This is a genomic window from Pseudalkalibacillus berkeleyi (assembly GCF_021608225.1).
In the GTDB taxonomy this organism is placed as follows: domain Bacteria; phylum Bacillota; class Bacilli; order Bacillales; family Fictibacillaceae; genus Pseudalkalibacillus; species Pseudalkalibacillus berkeleyi.
Genome location: NZ_JAKIJS010000001.1, coordinates 1,962,240 through 1,982,356, shown reverse-complemented (window position 1 = coordinate 1,982,356; position 20,117 = coordinate 1,962,240). Strand labels below are relative to the sequence as shown.

The window sequence follows — 20,117 nt, the reverse complement described above, 5'->3', positions numbered from 1 at the left end:
AGGGGTGAAATCATTGAAAGATAAACACTACCGACCGAAGCCTCTACTTACAAAAAGGGAGAGAGAAGTATTCGAACTTCTTGTTCAAGACAAGACAACCAGGGAGATTGCTGAACAACTTTTCATTAGTGAGAAAACGGTTCGAAATCACATTTCTAATACGATGCAAAAATTAGGTGTCAAGGGGCGCTCCCAGGCTGTCGTCGAGCTACTGCGGCTTGGCGAGTTGGAGATTTAGAGGTTTGCGGCTTTCATATATATGAAAGCCGCATCTTTTTTTGGATTCAAACTCTGTTACTGTTGATGAGTAAAAATTTACAAGAACATGTAACAAACCATTACCATTAGGTTTAGTTTTGACTTAAAAGTTGACGAGTCCAGTATGATTCGATATGATGTTGACGTCTTATACCGTCGTTTAACTGAAAGGGATGGCGTTGCATGGAAGACCACTATACGATACTGAAAATATTAAATAATAATGTTGTCATTGCGATTGGTGAAAATCAGCAAGAAGCAGTGCTAATTGGAAAAGGCATCGGTTTCTCAAAGAAATCTGGTGATCGATTAGAAGAAACAAATGTAGATAAGCTATATGTGCTTAAAGATGAAGAAAAGCAGCACCAATATAAACAATTAATTTCTGAAATTGATGAAAGTATCATTCTAGTTATGAATGATATAATTCAACTTAGTGAACAGAAATTAAATGTTCAATTCGATGAACATATACATATTGCCTTAACGGACCACATTGCATTTGCGATAAAGAGAATACAACAAGGCATGGACATCGTGAATCCGTTTTTAAAAGAGACTCAGCTCATGTACCCGAGAGAATATGCTGTCGCAGAAGAAGTTGTAGAAGTGGTTCACCGGGAAACAGGGGTTTACCTTCCAGACGGTGAAATTGGATTTATAACCTTACATTTACATAGTGCGACTACAAGTCGCTCGCTATCAGACCTGAATAAGTACTCACAACTCATGAATTCACTTGTTCAACTTATTGAACAACAACTAGACATTAGTTTGGATAAAGGTAGTATCAATTACGTGAGACTGATTCAACACCTAAGGCGTGGAATCGAAAGGATTGAAAGTGGGGAGCAAGTAGGAAGTCAACATAAATTAGCAAAGGTGTTGAAAGACGAATATCCTTTATGCTACAATACTGCATGGAAACTGATGAAAGTTATGCAACATCAGTTGGGGAAGAAAGCTTCTGATGCAGAGGCTATATATTTAACGATGCATTTGCAAAGGCTTTCATCACAATAAAAAGAATATGACTTTACGTGTTACTGATACGATCAGGCATGAGTGAAGAATAATTGAAATACAGAAGATGGGTATCCTATCTTTGACTGTATTTTATTCTTTACTCATGCCTTTTTTGATTCTTTTAACAAGCAAAATGTAAACGTATTCTTCTTATTGGTTGAATGGAATTAAACGATCTTAGGAGGGGAAATGATGCAAAAGGCATTTGGAACGTTACAGAAAGTCGGTAAAGCATTAATGTTACCGGTTGCAATTCTTCCAGCTGCGGGATTGTTACTTGCGTTTGGTAATGCACTTCAAAATCCAACACTGGTAAAGATAGCTCCATTTTTAAAGAATGACGCAATGGTGATGATTGCATCTGTCATGGAATCAGCAGGTGGAATCATTTTTGGGAACTTAGCACTTCTCTTTGCTGTTGGTGTTGCCATTGGATTAGCCGGTGGGGATGGTGTAGCTGGATTAGCTGCAACAGTAGGATTCTTAATTATGAATGTCACGATGAGTGTCATCTTAGGATTAGAAATTCCTGATGTGACTGGAGGAGATGTAGATCCAGCCTATGCACTCGTGCTAGGAATACCTACTTTACAGACAGGGGTATTCGGAGGGATCATCCTAGGCATACTAGCTGCCTTCATGTATAACAAGTTTTATAATATTGAGCTACCTTCCTACTTAGGTTTCTTTGCAGGTAAGCGGTTTGTTCCGATTGCGACTGCAGCTAGTGCCGTTTTATTGGGCATTATCATGACTTTCGCTTGGCCACCTGTACAAGATGGCTTAAATGCTTTTTCACAAAACATGGTCCATGCAAATCTTACGTTGTCTGCATTTGTTTTTGGTGTCATTGAAAGGGCTTTAATCCCTTTTGGTTTACATCATATTTTTTATGCACCGTTTTGGTTTGAGTTCGGATCTTACACAACTGAAGCTGGAGACTTGGTCCGTGGTGATCAACGTATATTCTTCGAACAAATTAAAGATGGTGTCCAAAACTTAACAGCTGGAACATTTATGACAGGGAAGTTCCCATTTATGATGTTCGGTTTACCAGCTGCGGCACTTGCGATCTATCATGAAGCTCGACCTGAGAGAAAGAAGATCGTTGCAGGTATCATGGCTTCTGCAGCTTTAACTTCGTTCTTAACTGGAATTACAGAACCGATTGAATTCTCGTTCTTATTCGTAGCACCAGTATTATTCGGTATTCACACAATCTTTGCAGGTCTCTCTTTTATGACAATGCACTTACTTGATGTAAAGATTGGAATGACTTTCTCAGGTGGATTGATTGACTTTATCCTTTTTGGGGTACTTAATTCACAAACGAACTGGTGGTTAGTCATTCCGGTTGGACTTGTTTTTGCGGTCATCTATTATTTCGGTTTCCGATTTGCAATCCGTAAATTCAACTTAATGACACCAGGTCGTGAGGATGATGTTGAAGAGGATGACTCATCTGGATCCCAAGGAAAGTCTGATGATCTTCCATATGATATTCTTGATGGCTTAGGCGGACAAGATAACATTTCTCACCTCGATGCATGTATTACTCGATTAAGAGTTTCAGTGAATGATGTGAAGAAAGTTGATAAAAATCGATTGAAAAAGTTAGGTGCCTCTGGAGTCCTTGAAGTTGGGAACAATATTCAAGCGATATTTGGACCAAGATCAGATGCGATCAAATCACAAATGCAAGATATTATGAAGGGGAAATACCCTCGTAAGGTAGAAGTTGATACCGAACAAGAAGTGAGAGAACAAGTTGAAGATGTTAATCCCGAATCGTTGAAAGGAGAGGTTGAGATGAGCACAATGAATATCCAATCACCGATAAAAGGAATAATACTACCGATTACAGAAGTTCCAGATGAAGTATTTGCTGGAAAAATGATGGGTGATGGTTTCGCAATTGAGCCTATAGAAGGTACGGTTGTTGCACCAACTGATGCTAAAGTAGTCAATGTGTTTCCAACGAAACATGCTATTGGCCTTGAGACTGCTGATGGAAAGGAAATATTGATTCATTTTGGTATCGATACCGTCAACCTTAAAGGAGAAGGTTTCGAAGTGCTTGTTGAACAAGGAGATCAGGTGAAGCAAGGACAACCTATCCTAAAGGCTGATTTGGATTACATTGAAAAACATGCTAAATCTACAGTAACACCTATCGTTTTCACAAACCTTTCTGATGGAGAAAGTGTAAATGTGAACAAATCTGGTCAAGTAGACCTTGGAGAAGAAGATATTATTTCATTTGAAAAATAGAAAGGAAGATGAATCATGGCAGTAGAAAAAACATTCAAAGTAACGAGTGAATCTGGAATACACGCAAGACCGGCAACTACACTAGTGAACAAAGCAGGACAATTCAGTGCACACATTGATTTAGTACACAATGAGAAGACCGTTAATCTCAAATCAATCATGGGTGTTATGTCTTTAGGGATTCAGCAGGGGTCAGAAATTACAATCAAAGCAGATGGAAATGATGCTGACGAAGCACTATCTTCTCTTAGTGAACTATTAAAAGAAGAAGGACTTGCTGAGTAATGAGTCAATGCATTACAGGGATCGGAGCTTCATCAGGAATTGCAATTGCGAAAGCATTCAAACTTGAAAACCCAGCCCTAGACGTTGAAAAGAAGTCTATCGAAGATCCTTCTGAGGAGATCGATCGTTTCAAGCATGCGATCGATCAATCTAAGATTGAACTTGAGGCGATTAAAGACCATGCTGAAAAGGAATTAGGAGAAGATAAGGCAGCTATTTTTGCTGCCCACCTTCTTGTCCTAAAAGACCCTGAGTTGATTGATAATGTAAAAGATAAGATTAAAGAAGAGCTTGTAAACGCTGAAAGTGCTTTAGATGAGATAACAGGTATGTTCATTTCGATGTTTGAGAATATGGACAATGAATATATGAAAGAACGTGCAGCCGATATACGAGATGTTCGTAAGCGTGTGTTAGCCCATTTAATGGACATTGAATTTAATACACCTAGTATGATTACTGAAGAAGTGATCATTATATCTGATGATTTAACGCCATCTGATACTGCGCAATTAAACCGACAATTCGTCAAAGGGTTCGCTACTGACATCGGAGGTAGAACATCTCATTCTGCGATCATGGCACGATCGATGGAAATACCTTCTGTCGTGGGGACGAAAACCATTACAGACTCAGTTGATAATGGAACGACAGTCATCATAGATGGTATTGATGGTCATGTCATCATCAATCCAACTGCTGACGAACTTGCTACCTACGAGAAGAAAAAAGAACAATACACACAACAAAAGAAAGAATGGGCTAAGCTCGTAACTGAACAAACTGTTACAGCAGATGGTGTCCATGTCGAGCTTGCAGCCAATATAGGAACGCCTAAGGATGTGCCTGGGGTTCTCAACAATGGTGCTGAAGGAATTGGGTTATACCGGACAGAATTTCTATATATGAACCGAGACCAGTTACCGACAGAAGAGGAACAATTTGAAGCTTATAAAGAAGTCCTTTCAAAAATGGAAGGTAAACCGGTCGTCATTCGGACGTTAGATATCGGTGGAGACAAAGAGTTGCCATATTTGAACCTACCTAAGGAATTAAATCCATTTTTAGGTTACCGTGCAATTAGGCTATGCTTAGATCAACAAGAGATTTTCAGGACGCAATTAAGAGCACTTTTAAGAGCAAGCATCTATGGGAACCTAAAAGTCATGTTTCCAATGATTGCAACTTTGGAAGAGTTTCGTCAGGCAAAAGCAATACTGCTAGAAGAGAAAGAAAAACTTGTTCAGGAAAAGATTGAAGTTTCCGAGATGATAGAAATAGGGATGATGGTTGAAATTCCTTCAACAGCAGTAATGGCAGACATATTTGCAAAGGAAGTTGACTTTTTCAGTATAGGTACTAATGATTTGATACAGTACACATTTGCAGCCGACCGGATGAATGAACAAGTTTCATATCTATATCAACCATACAATCCATCTATTTTGCGATTGGTTAAGAATGTAATAGATGCAGCTCATAAGGAAGGCAAATGGGCAGGTATGTGTGGTGAAATGGCAGGAGATGAAATTGCTATACCGATTTTGCTTGGATTAGGTTTAGATGAGTTTAGTATGAGCGCAACCTCTGTATTGCCAGCTCGAACACAGCTACTAAACTTGAGTAAGGAAGAAATAGCGAATCATATAGACTTGATCTTGAACTTAGAAACCGACCAACAGGTAAAGCAATACGTAGAAGAGCATTTCTTAAAGTAACAGGTGAAGACTGATTCAACACTAAACGTGTTGAGTTAGTCTTTTTTTATTGGTATCGATATTTCCAAATGGTTGGAAGCGCAAAATATAAAAGTTGAAAAAACAAACAAAACCAATCAAAATAGATGTAATAGTATGTTCAGGAGGTTACGTCTTTGGAAAGTAAAGAAGTAAAGATTAACGAAATGGAAAAATCATTAAGAAAAATTTCAGGACACATCAAACAAAAGGGAAGAGAAATATTGAATGATTTCTCAATTACTCCTCCTCAGTTTGTTGCTCTACAATGGTTATTTGAACAAGATGAAATGACGATTGGTGATTTATCCAATAAAATGTACTTAGCATATAGCACAACCACTGATTTAATTGATCGAATGGAGAAAAATGGGTTGGTAAAGCGTATACGCGATCCTAATGACCGTCGCGTTGTACGTATACAGAAACTCGATAAAGGGTACGAAATAATAGAAGAAGTCATTAAAAGAAGACAGAACTATTTAAAGGAATTGACAGATTCTTTTTCTGCAGACGAGATTGAAAACCTCCACCAAAGTCTTCATCTTCTTTATGACAAAATGAACATGTATCACCCTAACTAGACATGTAAAGAAAATGAGGGGTTTAATTGAAAAGAGCGATTGGAATTATTGATTCAGGTGTAGGCGGTATGACGGTTGCAAGGGAAGTCATGAGGCAACTGCCAAAAGAAAAAATATATTATCTTGGAGATACAGCCCGATGTCCTTATGGCCCTCGCCAATTTGAGGAGGTGCGGACATTTACTTGGAATATGATACATTATCTTCTTGGCAAAGATATTAAGCTCCTTGTTATTGCTTGTAATACAGCAACAGCAGCGGTATTAGATGAAGCTCAAAGAACCTTATCAATACCCGTCGTAGGCGTTATACACCCGGGAGCACGCGCTGCGATCAAGGTTTCCATGAACCGTGAAATTGGTGTGATTGGGACAGAAGGAACGGTAGCAAGTCGAGCATATGTGCAGGCTTTACATAGTATTGATAGTAAGGTAAATGTACACAGTCTAGCATGTCCTGAATTTGTACCTTTAGTTGAGAGCGGAATGGTTCATGAAAGAGATACAAAAAGAATTGTTTATGAAAGACTAGCGCCACTAACAAACCTACCGATAGATACTCTCATTTTGGGATGTACACATTATCCGATCTTAAAGCCAGTCATTGAGGAAGTGATGGGATCATCAGTCTCAATTATTTCATCCGGATCTGAAACCGCACGTGAAGTGAGTACGATTCTTTATTACAGTGAGCAATTGAATAAAGGAGATCAACTTCCAGAGCATCGTTTCTTTACGACAGGTCCTAATCAAATATTCAACAGACTGACACAAGAGTGGTTTGATCAAAGTATAAAACATATCGAACATATTGAATTGTAATTAAGGGGCTGTCCAGAAAATCAGTGAAAACTGACCTTCTGACAGCTCCTTTGTTAAATAAAGATAATGATTTCTTCGAAATTCACTCCCTTTCCGCGGGCGAACCGCGAGCCTCCTCGCTCACCTCATATTCCAGTAGTTAAAGTTTGCTGCGGGGTCTCGCCTGGCTCGCTATTCCCGCAGGAGTGTCGTGAATTTCGTTGAAATCAACAACAATGTTTGCTGAAGGTATTATTTTCTGTTAGGGACTTATTTAGACAGTCCCTTTTTCTTATAGAAGGTTTATATCGAATAATTAACTAAAAAAGTTTTTACATTTAGGTGGAACGGTATTTCAACTATCTTTAACAAGCATTTAAGAATTTTATAAAGTTAAAAAGATAACTTTGGTCTAATTGGACAGATGGCTCGTATATATAGTAGTACAAACCACTGTGGGAGGGAATTGAATGAGAAAAAAGCAGAGAAGGATCGTATTCGTCTCTCTTTTAACAGGTCTATTAATCGTGTCATCTGGATGTGGACTGTTAACTGAAAAAACAAATAATGAAATTGATCCGCCTAAAGAGGTTAACTATCTCGACAAGGGAGAATCTCTTGATGAAAATGGCAAGGATACCGATGCTATGGCAGGTGGGAAAGATGCCCCAGCAGGTGCAACTGATTCACAGCAATTGCAAGTATACTTAATTAATGAAAACGGATTAGTCGTTCCGCAAACGATGAACTTACCACTATCACAAGAGCCTGCAAAACAAGTGGTCGAATACTTAGTCCGTGATGGAAAAGTATCAAATATGTTGCCAAATGGAATGAGGGCTGTATTGCCAGCAGGCACAGAAGTCTTGGATGTGAACATTGATCAAGGAACTGCTGTTGTTGATTTCTCTGAAGACTTTAAGGAGTATGCAGTTGAAGATGAACAAAGAATTTTACAATCGTTAACTTATACGCTCACTCAATTTGATAATATTTCAGCCGTGAAAATTAGGATTAATGGAATCGACCAAAAAGTAATGCCAGTTAATCAAACGCCAATTGGAGAAAGTATGACGCGTGCAGACGGAATCAATATAGAAACAAACGGCGTTGTTGATATCACAGGTAGTGATACGGTCACTGTATATTTTGTGGGAGCAAGTGATGGGAAGTATCAATATGTACCTGTAACAAGGGTTGTTTCATCTAAAGATAATTTAGTGAAATCAACGGTCAATGAATTGTTGAATGGTCCCTCTCTTCAATCTGGTTTACTAAGTGACTTTAGAAACACGGTAGAACTAGTAAGTGCTCCGGTGGAAGAGAATGGTGTTGTAACACTCAACTTTAATGAAGCGATTTTAAGTGAATTAGACAATACGGCCATTTCAAATGTGGTACTCAATTCTCTCGTATTATCCATTACTGAATTGACGGGTGTAGAGAAAGTATCTATAAAGGTAAATGGCGAAGCAGAGGTTCTAACTGAAGTTGGGAAAAAATTAACGGAGCCTGTCTCAAGACCTGTAGAAGTAAACACAGTAGAATTTTAAATTGTAATTATGTTAGTATAAGATAGGATGAGGCGGTCTTGAAGCCGCCTTTTTCTTGTTTCTATAAGCAGGTGTAACATACATGTAGAACTTTAAATTTAAATCATGAACGACTAACCTAAATGAATGCTAAATAGTTGGTCATACTAATCGATAGTGTTTGAAAAAAGGGGAGGAAATGACGATGAGAACGGATGGCAGAACAAGCGATCAGTTAAGAAATATACATATTGAAACAGATTATACAAAGCACCCTGAAGGTTCGGTGCTCATATCTATTGGCGACACAAAAGTGATTTGTAATGCAAGTATAGAGGAGCGGGTACCTCCTTTTATGCGTAACCAAGGAAAAGGGTGGATCGCAGCTGAATACTCAATGCTTCCACGGGCAACTGAACAACGTAACATTCGAGAATCGAGTAAAGGTAAAGTTTCTGGACGAACGATGGAAATCCAACGTTTAATCGGAAGGGCACTTCGCTCAGTAGTAGATTTAAATCAAATTGGTGAGCGAACATGTTGGATTGATTGCGATGTCATACAAGCTGATGGTGGTACTCGTACTGCAAGTATCACAGGTGCATTTGTTGCAATGGCAATCGCATTTAATCGTTTAATAGAGAGAGGCGTCATTAAAAAGATGCCAATTAGGGAATTTATTGCAGCAACATCTGTTGGTGTTGCACCTGAAAAAGGAGAAATCCTTGACCTTTGTTATTTAGAGGATTCAAAAGCGCATGTCGATATGAATGTAATTATGACGAGTGAAAAGGAATTTGTAGAGTTACAAGGTACAGGTGAAGAAGCAACATTCTCGTATAAGCAATTACAAACGTTACTTGAACTTGCAGATAAAGGGATCACTGAGCTAATCGAACATCAAAAGGAAGCGCTCGGAGATATCCAACATCTAATAGGAGAAAAATAATATGAACGAGATCATTATCGCTTCTCATAATGAAGGGAAAGTTAAAGAGTTCCGCTCGATGCTCAAACAATTTGATGTTTCGGTTGTATCATTACGAGACCTTGATTTTCATGATGAAATTGAAGAAACAGGATCTACGTTTGAAGAAAATGCTTCAATTAAAGCAGAAACCATTTCAGCTCACTTTCATCAACCTGTCATTGCTGATGATTCCGGTCTCGTTATAGATGCATTAGACGGGAGACCTGGCGTATTCTCAGCTAGATACGCAGGCGAAGACAAAAACGATGATGCGAATATGGATAAGGTCCTTTATGAACTGAAGTCTGTCCATGAATCTGAACGAACGGCACAGTTTGTTTCTGTTTTAGCCATTGCAATTCCGGGTAAAGAGACTACTATTGTTAAAGGCACTTGTGAAGGAATCATTTCTCAAGAAAAAATAGGTGAGCATGGATTCGGATATGATCCTGTTTTTTATGTGCCATCTCTAAAAAAAACAATGGCTCAACTAGAGCCTAGTCAAAAGAATCAGATCAGTCACAGAGCTAATGCATTAAAAAAATTGCGCGAACAGTGGTCTGAAATCTTTTAGTTCGCTATAAGGAGGACCTCCATCTTGAAGGTACTAGTTGTAAGCGACAGTCACGGTCTCTCAGAAGAACTTAAGGAAATCCAAGAAATGCACAAGAATCAAGTTGATGTGATGATACACTGTGGTGACTCGGAATTGGCAGCGGATCATCCATACTTACGTGCTTTTTATAATGTGCAAGGGAATATGGATCTTGCGCATGATGATTTTCCAAATGAAACTTTAGTCGAAGAACAAGGATATCGTTTATTTGTTACACATGGACATCTGTATAACGTTAAAATGTCATATATGAACTTAGCCTACAGAGCTGAGGAGTATGGGGCAGACTTCGTTTTCTTTGGTCACTCTCACGTCGCGGAATCTTTTGAGTCGAATGGGATGGTCTTCGTCAATCCAGGTAGTATTAGATTGCCTAGAGGTCGCAAAGAAAAAACATATGCGATTTGCGAACGCGAAGACCGAAACAAGATAAACGTGAGATTCTTTGAATATAACGGAAACGAATTGTCCGATTTATCAACTGAATATAGACTGTAACAAAATGGACTCACGACTTTTTAAAAAACCATTGACAATTTTCAGCGCGTACGATATATTAAATATTGTCGCTGATAAACGTGCGGGTGTAGTTTAGTGGTAAAACAAGAGCCTTCCAAGCTCTGGTCGTGAGTTCGATTCTCATCACCCGCTCCATTTAATTATCGCATATAATTTTACACATTTTTATTAAGTCCCAGTAGCTCAGCAGGATAGAGCAACAGCCTTCTAAGCTGTCGGTCGGGCGTTCGAATCGCTCCTGGGACGCCATTACTCAATACATACAAACGCTATTTTCACATCAAAGTGAGAAGGAGCGTTTTTTTATTATTTAGTGATAATTTATGTAAAGACACTTGTTAACACCGATTAGGTTGATTAGATTTGTTTTTAGTTAGTTAAACTGCTAAACTTACTTTAAACGATTGAAAAAAGCGGGGAGATTGATTTGGAAAAAGACCATAAAGGGCCGCGTGACAGTAAAATCGTTTACTTCCCAAACCTTACTGCAAAGCTTGTGAATAAGGGAATGTCAGCCCTTAAACAAAAGAAATTTAAAGAATCACTCAATTATTTTCAGCAGCTGATTGAAATGGAACCTGATCATCCTCAAGGGAATATTGGTGTTGTATTAAGTTTGGTTGAATTAGGCCAGCTTGAAGATGCGAAAGTAAAGTGTGATGAAATTTTAAAGAAAGACATTGGCGAGTATTATGATGTCTTACAAATATACATATCGATTCTAATTCAGCTCGGAGACTATGAGGATGTAGTCGAAATATTAGAGGCTGTCATACAAGAACAAAGTCTCCCGCCACAAATGGCTGAGAACTTTTACCAACTTCTTTATTTCAGCAGGAAAATGGCCGAAGATGAATCGCAAGGTCTCGATGTGAAAAATGAGATACCAGAGTCTGTATCACCAACTGATCTCAACAACTTAGAATCGCAGCTGAAATCTGGAGACTCAAAACAACAATGGCAAGCTGTACAGTCAATTGAGATGCCCGATCATCCTGAGATTCGCGAACAATTAAAAAGGTACCTTACATATCCTGACGGAAACCCATCATTAAAAACGATTGTGTTACAAATGTTAAAAGATGGACCGGCACATGAAACAGTAAATGTACATAAGTTTGGAAAATCAATCGATATTCATACAGGTGATCTTGAAGACATACCTGAGGGTCAATTTTATCGACTTGTTAAAAAGATTATCGTTCATGAATTGGAGCAAAACAATCCGACTTTACTAGAAATGGCTGTTCAAATTTGGGACCATTATTTATTTATGGTGTATCCATTCCAGCCTGAACCATTAAATGAACAATTATGGGCAGTAGCGGTCCTAGAAGTTGCACATCGACTAAACGGACTTGAGTTTGATGGAGATGAATTACAAATTGCGTTTTCGCTCGATGAACAAACGGTTGAAGAAGTCGTTGAAAAGATTCTCGAAATAGAACGCATTTCCGTGAAAGATATTGGATTACCGGATGATCAACCGAACTAGTTGAAAACCAATGGGCATGTGTTATAATGTAGTGGTTGTAAACTCATTCGAACGTTAATGAAGTAATAAGAAGATATATGTTGGAGGGAAATTAGTCATGAGTGCAAAATGGGAAAAACAAGAAGGCAACCAAGGTGTATTAACAATTGATGTTGATGCAGAACGTGTTAACGAAGCTTTAGACCAAGCATTCAAAAAGGTCGTAAAAAAGGTGAATGTACCTGGATTCCGTAAAGGGAAGGTACCTCGTCCTATGTTTGAAAAGCGTTTTGGAGTAGAAGCTCTTTATCAAGATGCTCTAGACATCTTGCTGCCAACCGCATACAGTGAAGCTGTAGAAGAAACTGGAATTGATCCAGTTGATCAACCTGACGTTGACATCGAGCAAATGGAAAAAGGGAAAAACCTTATTTTCAAAGCGACAGTTACTGTAAAACCTGAAGTGAAACTTGGAGAGTACAAAGGACTTGAAGTTGAAAAGCAAGACACTGAAGTAACCGATGAACACGTACAAGAAGAATTGACTGAGCTTCAAAAGAAACATGCTGAACTTACAGTTAAAGAAGAAGGTAAAGTTGAAAGTGGAGACACTGTAACAATCGACTTTGCTGGTTATGTTGATGGAGAAGCATTCGAAGGCGGAACTGCTGAGAACTATTCTCTTGAAATCGGATCTGGATCATTCATTCCAGGTTTTGAAGAACAACTAGAAGGCGAAGAAGCTGGTGCTGAAAAGGATGTTGTTGTAACATTCCCTGAAGAATACCATGCTGAAGAGCTTGCTGGTAAAGAAGCTACATTTAAGGTTAAAATTCACGAAATTAAGCAATTAGAGCTTCCTGAGCTTGATGATGAGTTTGCTAAGGATGCAAATGAAGAAGTTGAGACGCTTGATGAATTGAAAACGAAGATTAAAGAACGTCTTCAAGAAGAAAAAACAACTCAAGCTGAAAACGAAATGAAAGATCAACTCGTTCAAAAAGCTTCTGATAATGCAGAAATTGATGTACCAGAAGCAATGGTTAATGCCGAGCTTGATCGTATGATGAAAGAATTCGATCAACGCCTACAAATGCAAGGTATGAATCTTGATATGTATTATCAGTTCTCAGGAACATCAGAAGATCAATTGAAAGAGCAAATGAAAGAAGATGCTGAAAAGCGTGTTCGAACGAACTTGACTCTTGAAGCAATTGCTGAAACTGAAAACATTGAAATTAGTGATGAAGAAGTTGAAGAAGAAATCACTAAGATGGCAGAAATGTACCAAATGGAAACAGATAAAATGAAACAAATGCTTGCAATGCAAGGTGGACCTGATCTTCTTAAAGGTGATTTGAAAGTTCGCAAGGCAATCGATTTTCTTGTAGAGAATAGCAAGACTGTTGCATAATATAGAATAAGAATGACTACAGAACAAGGCGCGAGTATTCGTGCCTTGTTTTGTAACAATAACAAAAAAATTCTTGATTTATGGAATTGCATCTATGAAATATGACTATACTGATACATATCACCATGTTTGAATTCACATACTAAAAGCTTTATTATTTTTGTTTTACTCATCTTCATGATAAAATTGTCTACATACAATAGTTTCATCATTAGAGCGTTTTGTTACTCAAAAACATATTGGAAATGTTTCGATGTGTAAAATACACTTGTTAACAAATAACTAAAGTAACAATTCATCCAAACCATTTTTAGGGGTGATCAGATGTTTAAATTTAACGAAGAAAAAGGACAATTAAAATGTTCTTTCTGTGGTAAAACACAAGATCAAGTACGTAAACTGGTCGCAGGACCAGGTGTCTATATCTGTGATGAATGTATTGAACTTTGTACAGAAATCGTAGAAGAAGAGTTAGGCACAGAAGAAGATGTTGAGTTCAAGGATGTTCCTAAACCACAAGAAATCCGACAAATTCTCGACGATTATGTAATTGGTCAAGACATGGCTAAAAAGTCATTATCAGTTGCAGTTTATAATCACTATAAACGAATCAACGCATCTAAAAAATCTGATGAAGTTGAACTTGCAAAGAGTAATATCGCAATGATCGGGCCTACAGGTAGCGGTAAGACATTACTCGCGCAAACACTCGCTCGTATCCTGAATGTTCCTTTCGCGATTGCGGATGCAACGTCTCTTACTGAAGCTGGATATGTCGGTGAAGATGTTGAAAACATTCTACTTAAGCTGATTCAATCTGCAGACTATGATGTGGAAAAAGCTGAACGTGGGATTATTTATATCGATGAAATCGATAAAGTCGCACGAAAATCTGAAAATCCATCTATAACGCGTGATGTTTCAGGTGAAGGTGTACAGCAAGCCTTACTTAAAATTTTAGAAGGAACGGTTGCAAGTGTTCCTCCTCAAGGTGGACGTAAACACCCTCATCAAGAATTCATTCAAATTGACACGACGAATATTTTGTTCATTTGTGGTGGTGCCTTTGATGGTATTGAACAAATCGTTAAACGTCGATTAGGTAAGAAAGTGATTGGATTCGGTACCGAAACATCTGAAAAAGCTGACTTGAAACAAGGCGAATACTTATCAAAAGTATTACCTGAAGACTTGCTTCGTTTCGGGTTAATTCCTGAATTCATTGGACGTCTTCCTGTAACAGCGAGCTTAACGCCGCTTGATGAAGAGGCACTAGTCGAAATCTTGACGAAGCCGAAGAATGCACTTGTGAAGCAATACAAAAAGCTACTTCAATTAGATGATGTAGAGCTTGAGTTTACTGATGATGCCCTTATAGAAATCGCGAAGCAAGCAATAGAGCGTAAAACGGGAGCACGTGGATTACGATCTATTATCGAAGGCATCATGCTGGATGTCATGTTTGATCTTCCTTCCCGTGAAGAAATCAGTAAATGTATCATTACACAAGAGACGGTTTCTGATAAAATAACGCCAAAACTGATTCTAGAAGATGGAACAGTCGTTGATAGCAAGAAAGAAACACCTAAAGAAAGTGCATAAGTAAAATCAAAACACCTCGCAAATTTCTGCGAGGTGTTTTTTTTATGTGAAAAATAATCGTAACGTTTAGTACTTAGAAAGCCCGGAGATACTAGATGATAACGAACATACATATAGGAGGGGAAAGCATGAGTTGGACAGGAATTGCGTTAATCATCCAACTATTCTTTGGTGTCATTATCGGGCTCTATTTTTGGAATTTGTTAAGAAACCAGCGGACTCAAAAAGTATCAATAGATAAAGAATCTCGAAAGGAAATGGATCAATTAAGAAAACTAAGAAGCATATCACTAAGTGAACCATTATCTGAAAAAGTTAGGCCATCCAAGTTTGATGAAATTATCGGGCAAGCAGAAGGGATTCGTGCTCTTCAGGCTGCACTATGTGGACCGAATCCGCAGCACGTTATTGTTTATGGTCCTCCAGGGGTCGGTAAGACAGCAGCGGCAAGAATCGTATTAGAAGAAGCTAAGAAAAATACTCGATCACCGTTTAAACCAACTGCAGTGTTTGTAGAATTAGATGCTACAACAGCTCGATTTGATGAGCGAGGTATTGCGGATCCATTGATTGGCTCTGTGCATGATCCGATTTATCAAGGTGCAGGCGCTATGGGTCAGGCGGGTATTCCACAACCGAAACAAGGGGCGGTAACAAATGCACACGGTGGAGTATTGTTCATAGATGAAATTGGAGAACTTCATCCAATACAAATGAATAAACTTCTGAAAGTGCTAGAGGATCGTAAAGTATTTCTTGAAAGTGCCTATTATAGTGAAGAAAATAATCAAATACCACAGCATATACATGAGATTTTCCAAAATGGATTACCTGCAGATTTCCGTTTAATTGGTGCAACTACTCGAACACCTGATGAAATACCACCTGCAATCAGGTCAAGATGTTTAGAAATCTTCTTTAAAGAATTAACGACACAAGATATCGTCAGAATAGCCAAAAGGGCAGTTGAAAAGATTCATTTCAGTATCGAAGAATCTGCACTAGAGTTACTGTCTAGATATGCAAGAAATGGTCGTGAAGCAGTAAATAGTGTTCAAATCGCTGCGGGACTAGCCATTACCGAAGATCGTAAGCTCTTAACTAAGGAAGACATTGAATGGGTGCTCCATTCGAGCCAATTAACACCGAAGATGGAAACGAACATTCATCCAAGCCCACGTGTCGGATATGTGAATGGACTTGCAGTATACGGCCCTAACACGGGAGCATTGTTGGAGCTAGAAGCGACAGTCATCCCCACAAAAGAAAAGGGAACAATCATGATTACGGGTATTGTTGAAGAGGAAAGCATCGGAAGTCAATCTAAATCGATACGAAGGAAGAGTATGGCGAAAAGTTCTGTGGAAAATGTAATCACTGTATTAAGAAGGATGGGCGTTCCAGCCAGTAATTTTGACATCCATATCAACTTCCCAGGTGGTGCACCTGTTGATGGACCTTCGGCAGGGATTGCAATAGCAACAGCCATCTATTCTGCCATTAAAGGCATTGAAGTGGACAATACGCTAGCAATGACAGGCGAAATTAGTATACATGGGAAAGTTAAACCAGTTGGAGGCGTATTCGCAAAAGTAACTGCAGCAAGTCAAGCAGGAGTAAAAACAGTGTTCGTGCCAAAAGACAATCACCAATCCATTTTAAAGGAAATTCAAGGCGTTGAAATAAAATACGTCGATCACCTTGATGAAATTTTTGAATACGTCTTTAAAGAAAAGGTTCCAAAAGAACGAGTAGAAGAAATAACTGCACAAGAGTCTTCACCTAAGGTTGTCTGAGGTGAGGGCTTTATGCTGTTAGTATAGAATCGTATTATTTAATTTTTAGCACTTCCGCATTTATTGTCTCTCATTAGACAAACCTAGTATTTACGGGTAAAATTGATAAGATGAAATACCTATTTTCATTTACATACTCATAGCCAAATTGACTGGTGATTGAAATAGAATTTTGGAGGTGTGTTTCTATGGCTCAAACAAGAGAAATACCGTTGTTACCTTTAAGGGGACTGCTCGTTTATCCAAGTATGGTACTTCACCTAGATGTGGGACGAAAAAAGTCTGTACAGGCTCTTGAACAGGTAATGATGGATGATCAGAAAATATTTTTATCCACTCAAAAAGAAGTGGCCATAGAAGAACCAACGGAAGAAGAAATTTATCATATGGGAACACTTGTAAAAGTGAACCAAATGCTTAAACTTCCGAATGGTACAATTCGTGTTCTTGTGGAAGGTCTACAAAGAGGGAAGATTCAACAGTTCCAGGAACAAGAAGAATATCTTGAAGTTAAAGTAGACTTAATTGACGAAAGACAAAATGCTGATTCCGAAGAAATGGCACTCATGCGTATGCTCTTGCAATACTTCGAACAGTACATAAACCTATCGAAAAAAGTAACAGCGGAAACGCTCGCTTCAGTACAGGATATAGAAGAGCCAGGACGTTTAGCTGATGTCGTTTCTTCACATTTACCGCTGAAGATTAAGCAAAAACAAGAGATTTTAGAGACTTTGGATATTAAAGAACGTTTAAATAAAATCATCAAAATTTTGAACAACGAAAAAGAAGTCCTTGGGCTAGAAAAGAAAATCGGTCAACGTGTAAAGAAATCTATGGAAAAGACCCAAAAAGAATACTACCTCCGTGAACAAATGAAGGCAATTCAAAAAGAACTCGGAGATAAAGAAGGTAAAGCTGGTGAAATCTCTACCTTAAAAGAAAAAATAGAAGAATCACAAATGCCTGAAAATGTTCAGAAAACAGCTCTTAAAGAGCTCGATCGATATGAAAAGATGCCGCAAACTTCAGCTGAGAGTTCAGTGATCCGCAATTATATAGAGTGGCTCCTAAACATTCCTTGGTTTGAAGAAACAGAAGACAATTTGGACATTAACCATGCTGAAGACATCCTTAACGAGGACCATTACGGCCTCGAGAAGGTGAAGGAGCGGGTTCTAGAATATCTTGCTGTTCAGCAATTAACGAATTCATTGAAAGGTCCGATTCTTTGTTTAGTTGGTCCTCCAGGCGTTGGTAAAACATCTCTCGCAAGATCCATTGCACGTACTTTAGGGCGGAATTTCGTACGCATTTCACTCGGAGGCGTGCGTGATGAAGCTGAGATCAGAGGGCACCGGCGAACATATGTAGGCGCGATGCCAGGACGTCTCATTCAAGGTATGAAAAAGGCTGGCTCAGTCAACCCTGTTTTCCTTTTGGATGAAATCGATAAAATGGCAAATGATTTCCGTGGTGATCCTGCATCGGCCTTACTTGAGGTTCTAGATCCTGAGCAAAATCACACGTTTAGTGACCATTATATTGAAGAGCCGTATGACCTTTCGAAGGTCATGTTTGTCACGACAGCTAACAACATGGCAACCATCCCAGGACCTCTACTTGATCGTATGGAACTGATTCAGATTGCTGGATATACTGAAGTAGAAAAGCTTCACATTGCGAAACAGTACTTAGTGAAGAAGCAAACGGAAGCACATGGTCTCACAAAAGGTAAAGTCCAAATCCGTGACGAAGCGATACTTGAGGTCGTACGTCGATACACAAGAGAAGCGGGTGTGCGTAATTTAGAACGCCAAATCGCTTCACTTTGCCGTAAAGCTGCCAAGCAAATCGTTTCCGGAGAAAAAAAGCGTGTCATAATAACGGATAAGAACATCGAAGATTATTTAGGAAAACCTAAATTCCGGTATGGTCAAGCAGAAGTTGAAGACCAAATTGGGACTGCAACTGGGTTAGCCTATACGACTGCAGGTGGAGATACACTTTCAATTGAAGTATCTGTATCACCTGGAAAAGGGAAGCTCATTTTAACAGGTAAGCTTGGCGATGTCATGAAAGAATCAGCTCAAGCAGCTTTCAGCTATATTCGGTCAAGAGCAGCTGAATTGAACATCGAGCCGGACTTTTCTGAGAAGAATGATATTCACATTCACGTGCCTGAAGGCGCAACGCCGAAAGATGGTCCTTCTGCAGGGATAACAATGGCAACAGCGTTAATCTCTGCTCTTACAAACCGACCAGTTCGAAAAGAAGTGGGTATGACAGGTGAAATTACACTTCGTGGACGTGTTTTACCCATTGGTGGACTCAAGGAAAAAACGTTAAGCGCGCATCGGGCTGGGCTGGAGAAAATCATTTACCCAGAGGAAAACCTGAAAGACTTAGATGACATTCCGGAAAGCGTAAAGAAGGATTTGACATTTGTTCCTGTCGCTCATCTAGATGAAGTATTAAAAGAAGCATTGATAGGGGAATAAGGATGAAAATCAATACTGCTGAACTTATAATCAGCGCCGTAAAAAAAGAACAATACCCAAATGACCTGAAGCCGGAAATCGCATTAGCAGGACGATCTAATGTTGGGAAATCTTCGTTCATTAACAAGATGATCAACCGAAAGAGCCTAGCGCGAACGTCTTCTAAGCCGGGGAAAACACAAACTCTCAACTTTTATTTATTAAATGAAAAGATGTATTTTGTGGATGTTCCCGGATATGGATTTGCAAAAGTCTCTAAGAAAGAACGAGACGCATGGGGACGCATGATAGAAGAATATATCATGGAAAGTAAAGACTTGAAAGCTGTTGTCTTACTCGTTGATATTCGACATGCACCATCTAAGGAAGACCAAATGATGTATGAGTGGCTGAACCACTTCGAGATCCCTGTATTAGTCGTGGCAACAAAAGCCGATAAGATTCCAAAAGGGAAGCATCAAAAACACATTAAAGTAATACGGGAAACATTGAAAATGGAAAAAGGCACAGTAGTCCTTCCTTTCTCTTCGGAGACCTCATTCGGTAAGGAAAAAGTCTGGTCAACCATTGAAAGTCAACTTTAGAAAATAGTAGAGACCTCCTTGTTTTAAAAAACAGGGAGGTTTTTGTATTTCTGTGTAGAAGGTAGTTGTATGGATGCTGCCAAATAAATGGAGATTTAATGGAATACTTCATCCATTACATAGAGGAACGTACAGAGATAGAGAGAAAT

At 38.8% G+C, this 20,117-nt stretch carries 17 protein-coding genes and 2 tRNA genes; all 19 read left to right on the top strand.

Going from position 1 to position 20,117, the window contains the following annotated elements; translation table 11 throughout:
• Positions 1-13 precede the first annotated feature (13 nt).
• The 19 genes from L2716_RS10455 to yihA all read left to right on the top strand — a co-directional run bounded on the left by L2716_RS10455 (position 14) and on the right by yihA (position 19,968).
• Positions 14-238 carry a helix-turn-helix domain-containing protein gene (locus L2716_RS10455; RefSeq protein WP_221566329.1) on the top strand — a complete coding sequence of 75 codons (225 nt, stop codon included), beginning with the start codon at positions 14-16 and terminating at the stop codon, positions 236-238.
• Between the two features lie 203 nt (positions 239-441).
• Positions 442-1,281, top strand: a complete 840-nt coding sequence (glcT, locus tag L2716_RS10450; RefSeq protein WP_236334330.1) for a glucose PTS transporter transcription antiterminator GlcT — start codon at positions 442-444, stop codon at positions 1,279-1,281.
• 192 nt (positions 1,282-1,473) lie between these two features.
• A complete protein-coding gene (gene ptsG / locus L2716_RS10445; RefSeq protein WP_236334328.1) occupies positions 1,474-3,555 on the top strand; it encodes a glucose-specific PTS transporter subunit IIBC in 2,082 nt (693 codons plus the stop codon).
• Between the two features lie 15 nt (positions 3,556-3,570).
• Positions 3,571-3,840, top strand: coding sequence for a phosphocarrier protein HPr (locus L2716_RS10440; protein WP_236334327.1), 270 nt, complete (start codon positions 3,571-3,573; stop codon positions 3,838-3,840).
• A complete protein-coding gene (gene ptsP, locus L2716_RS10435; RefSeq protein WP_236334325.1) occupies positions 3,840-5,558 on the top strand; it encodes a phosphoenolpyruvate--protein phosphotransferase in 1,719 nt (572 codons plus the stop codon). The genes L2716_RS10440 and ptsP overlap by 1 nt, the downstream gene beginning before the upstream one ends.
• A gap of 185 nt (positions 5,559-5,743) precedes the next feature.
• Positions 5,744-6,160, top strand: a complete 417-nt coding sequence (locus L2716_RS10430; protein WP_236337853.1) for a MarR family winged helix-turn-helix transcriptional regulator — start codon at positions 5,744-5,746, stop codon at positions 6,158-6,160.
• Positions 6,161-6,186: 26 nt separating this feature from the next.
• A complete protein-coding gene (gene racE, locus L2716_RS10425; RefSeq protein ID WP_236334323.1) occupies positions 6,187-6,981 on the top strand; it encodes a glutamate racemase in 795 nt (264 codons plus the stop codon).
• Between the two features lie 449 nt (positions 6,982-7,430).
• A complete protein-coding gene (locus L2716_RS10420) occupies positions 7,431-8,513 on the top strand; it encodes a GerMN domain-containing protein (RefSeq protein WP_236334321.1) in 1,083 nt (360 codons plus the stop codon).
• Between the two features lie 184 nt (positions 8,514-8,697).
• Positions 8,698-9,441, top strand: a complete 744-nt coding sequence (gene rph, locus L2716_RS10415; RefSeq protein ID WP_236334319.1) for a ribonuclease PH — start codon at positions 8,698-8,700, stop codon at positions 9,439-9,441.
• 1 nt (position 9,442) lies between these two features.
• Positions 9,443-10,036, top strand: coding sequence for an XTP/dITP diphosphatase (locus L2716_RS10410; RefSeq protein ID WP_236334317.1), 594 nt, complete (start codon positions 9,443-9,445; stop codon positions 10,034-10,036).
• Between the two features lie 24 nt (positions 10,037-10,060).
• The gene (locus tag L2716_RS10405) at positions 10,061-10,576 is read left to right on the top strand and encodes a metallophosphoesterase family protein (RefSeq protein WP_236334316.1); all 516 of its coding nucleotides are present in this window, start codon (positions 10,061-10,063) and stop codon (positions 10,574-10,576) included.
• Positions 10,577-10,658: 82 nt separating this feature from the next.
• Positions 10,659-10,732: transfer RNA gene (locus L2716_RS10400), tRNA-Gly, on the top strand.
• A gap of 37 nt (positions 10,733-10,769) precedes the next feature.
• A tRNA-Arg gene (locus tag L2716_RS10395) sits at positions 10,770-10,846 on the top strand.
• 178 nt (positions 10,847-11,024) lie between these two features.
• The gene (locus L2716_RS10390; RefSeq protein ID WP_236334313.1) at positions 11,025-12,092 is read left to right on the top strand and encodes a tetratricopeptide repeat protein; all 1,068 of its coding nucleotides are present in this window, start codon (positions 11,025-11,027) and stop codon (positions 12,090-12,092) included.
• A 97-nt stretch (positions 12,093-12,189) separates the two neighbouring features.
• Entirely contained in the window at positions 12,190-13,485 is a 1,296-nt protein-coding gene (gene tig / locus L2716_RS10385) for a trigger factor (protein ID WP_236334311.1), read from the top strand.
• A gap of 324 nt (positions 13,486-13,809) precedes the next feature.
• Positions 13,810-15,087 (top strand): ATP-dependent protease ATP-binding subunit ClpX, encoded by a 1,278-nt coding sequence (clpX, locus tag L2716_RS10380; protein ID WP_236334309.1) that lies wholly within the window; start codon positions 13,810-13,812, stop codon positions 15,085-15,087.
• A gap of 128 nt (positions 15,088-15,215) precedes the next feature.
• Complete coding sequence (lonB, locus tag L2716_RS10375; RefSeq protein WP_236334307.1) at positions 15,216-16,883, top strand: ATP-dependent protease LonB; 1,668 nt, start codon at positions 15,216-15,218, stop codon at positions 16,881-16,883.
• Between the two features lie 188 nt (positions 16,884-17,071).
• Positions 17,072-19,384 carry an endopeptidase La gene (lon, locus tag L2716_RS10370; RefSeq protein WP_236334305.1) on the top strand — a complete coding sequence of 771 codons (2,313 nt, stop codon included), beginning with the start codon at positions 17,072-17,074 and terminating at the stop codon, positions 19,382-19,384.
• A gap of 2 nt (positions 19,385-19,386) precedes the next feature.
• Positions 19,387-19,968: a ribosome biogenesis GTP-binding protein YihA/YsxC gene (gene yihA, locus L2716_RS10365; protein WP_236334303.1), complete on the top strand. Its 582-nt coding sequence runs from the start codon at positions 19,387-19,389 to the stop codon at positions 19,966-19,968.
• Positions 19,969-20,117: the final 149 nt, after the last annotated feature.

Excerpts from the sequence above, each read along its gene's own strand:
- clpX (WP_236334309.1), top strand. The coding sequence starts at position 13,810 with ATGTTTAAATTTAACGAAGAAAAAGGACAATTAAAATGTTCTTTCTGT.
- lonB (WP_236334307.1), top strand. The coding sequence starts at position 15,216 with ATGAGTTGGACAGGAATTGCGTTAATCATCCAACTATTCTTTGGTGTC.
- rph (WP_236334319.1), top strand. The coding sequence starts at position 8,698 with ATGAGAACGGATGGCAGAACAAGCGATCAGTTAAGAAATATACATATT.
- tig (WP_236334311.1), top strand. The coding sequence starts at position 12,190 with ATGAGTGCAAAATGGGAAAAACAAGAAGGCAACCAAGGTGTATTAACA.
- L2716_RS10440 (WP_236334327.1), top strand. The coding sequence starts at position 3,571 with ATGGCAGTAGAAAAAACATTCAAAGTAACGAGTGAATCTGGAATACAC.
- lon (WP_236334305.1), top strand. The coding sequence starts at position 17,072 with ATGGCTCAAACAAGAGAAATACCGTTGTTACCTTTAAGGGGACTGCTC.
- glcT (WP_236334330.1), top strand. The coding sequence starts at position 442 with ATGGAAGACCACTATACGATACTGAAAATATTAAATAATAATGTTGTC.
- L2716_RS10430 (WP_236337853.1), top strand. The coding sequence starts at position 5,744 with ATGGAAAAATCATTAAGAAAAATTTCAGGACACATCAAACAAAAGGGA.
- yihA (WP_236334303.1), top strand. The coding sequence starts at position 19,387 with ATGAAAATCAATACTGCTGAACTTATAATCAGCGCCGTAAAAAAAGAA.
- ptsP (WP_236334325.1), top strand. The coding sequence starts at position 3,840 with ATGAGTCAATGCATTACAGGGATCGGAGCTTCATCAGGAATTGCAATT.
- L2716_RS10410 (WP_236334317.1), top strand. The coding sequence starts at position 9,443 with ATGAACGAGATCATTATCGCTTCTCATAATGAAGGGAAAGTTAAAGAG.
- ptsG (WP_236334328.1), top strand. The coding sequence starts at position 1,474 with ATGATGCAAAAGGCATTTGGAACGTTACAGAAAGTCGGTAAAGCATTA.
- L2716_RS10420 (WP_236334321.1), top strand. The coding sequence starts at position 7,431 with ATGAGAAAAAAGCAGAGAAGGATCGTATTCGTCTCTCTTTTAACAGGT.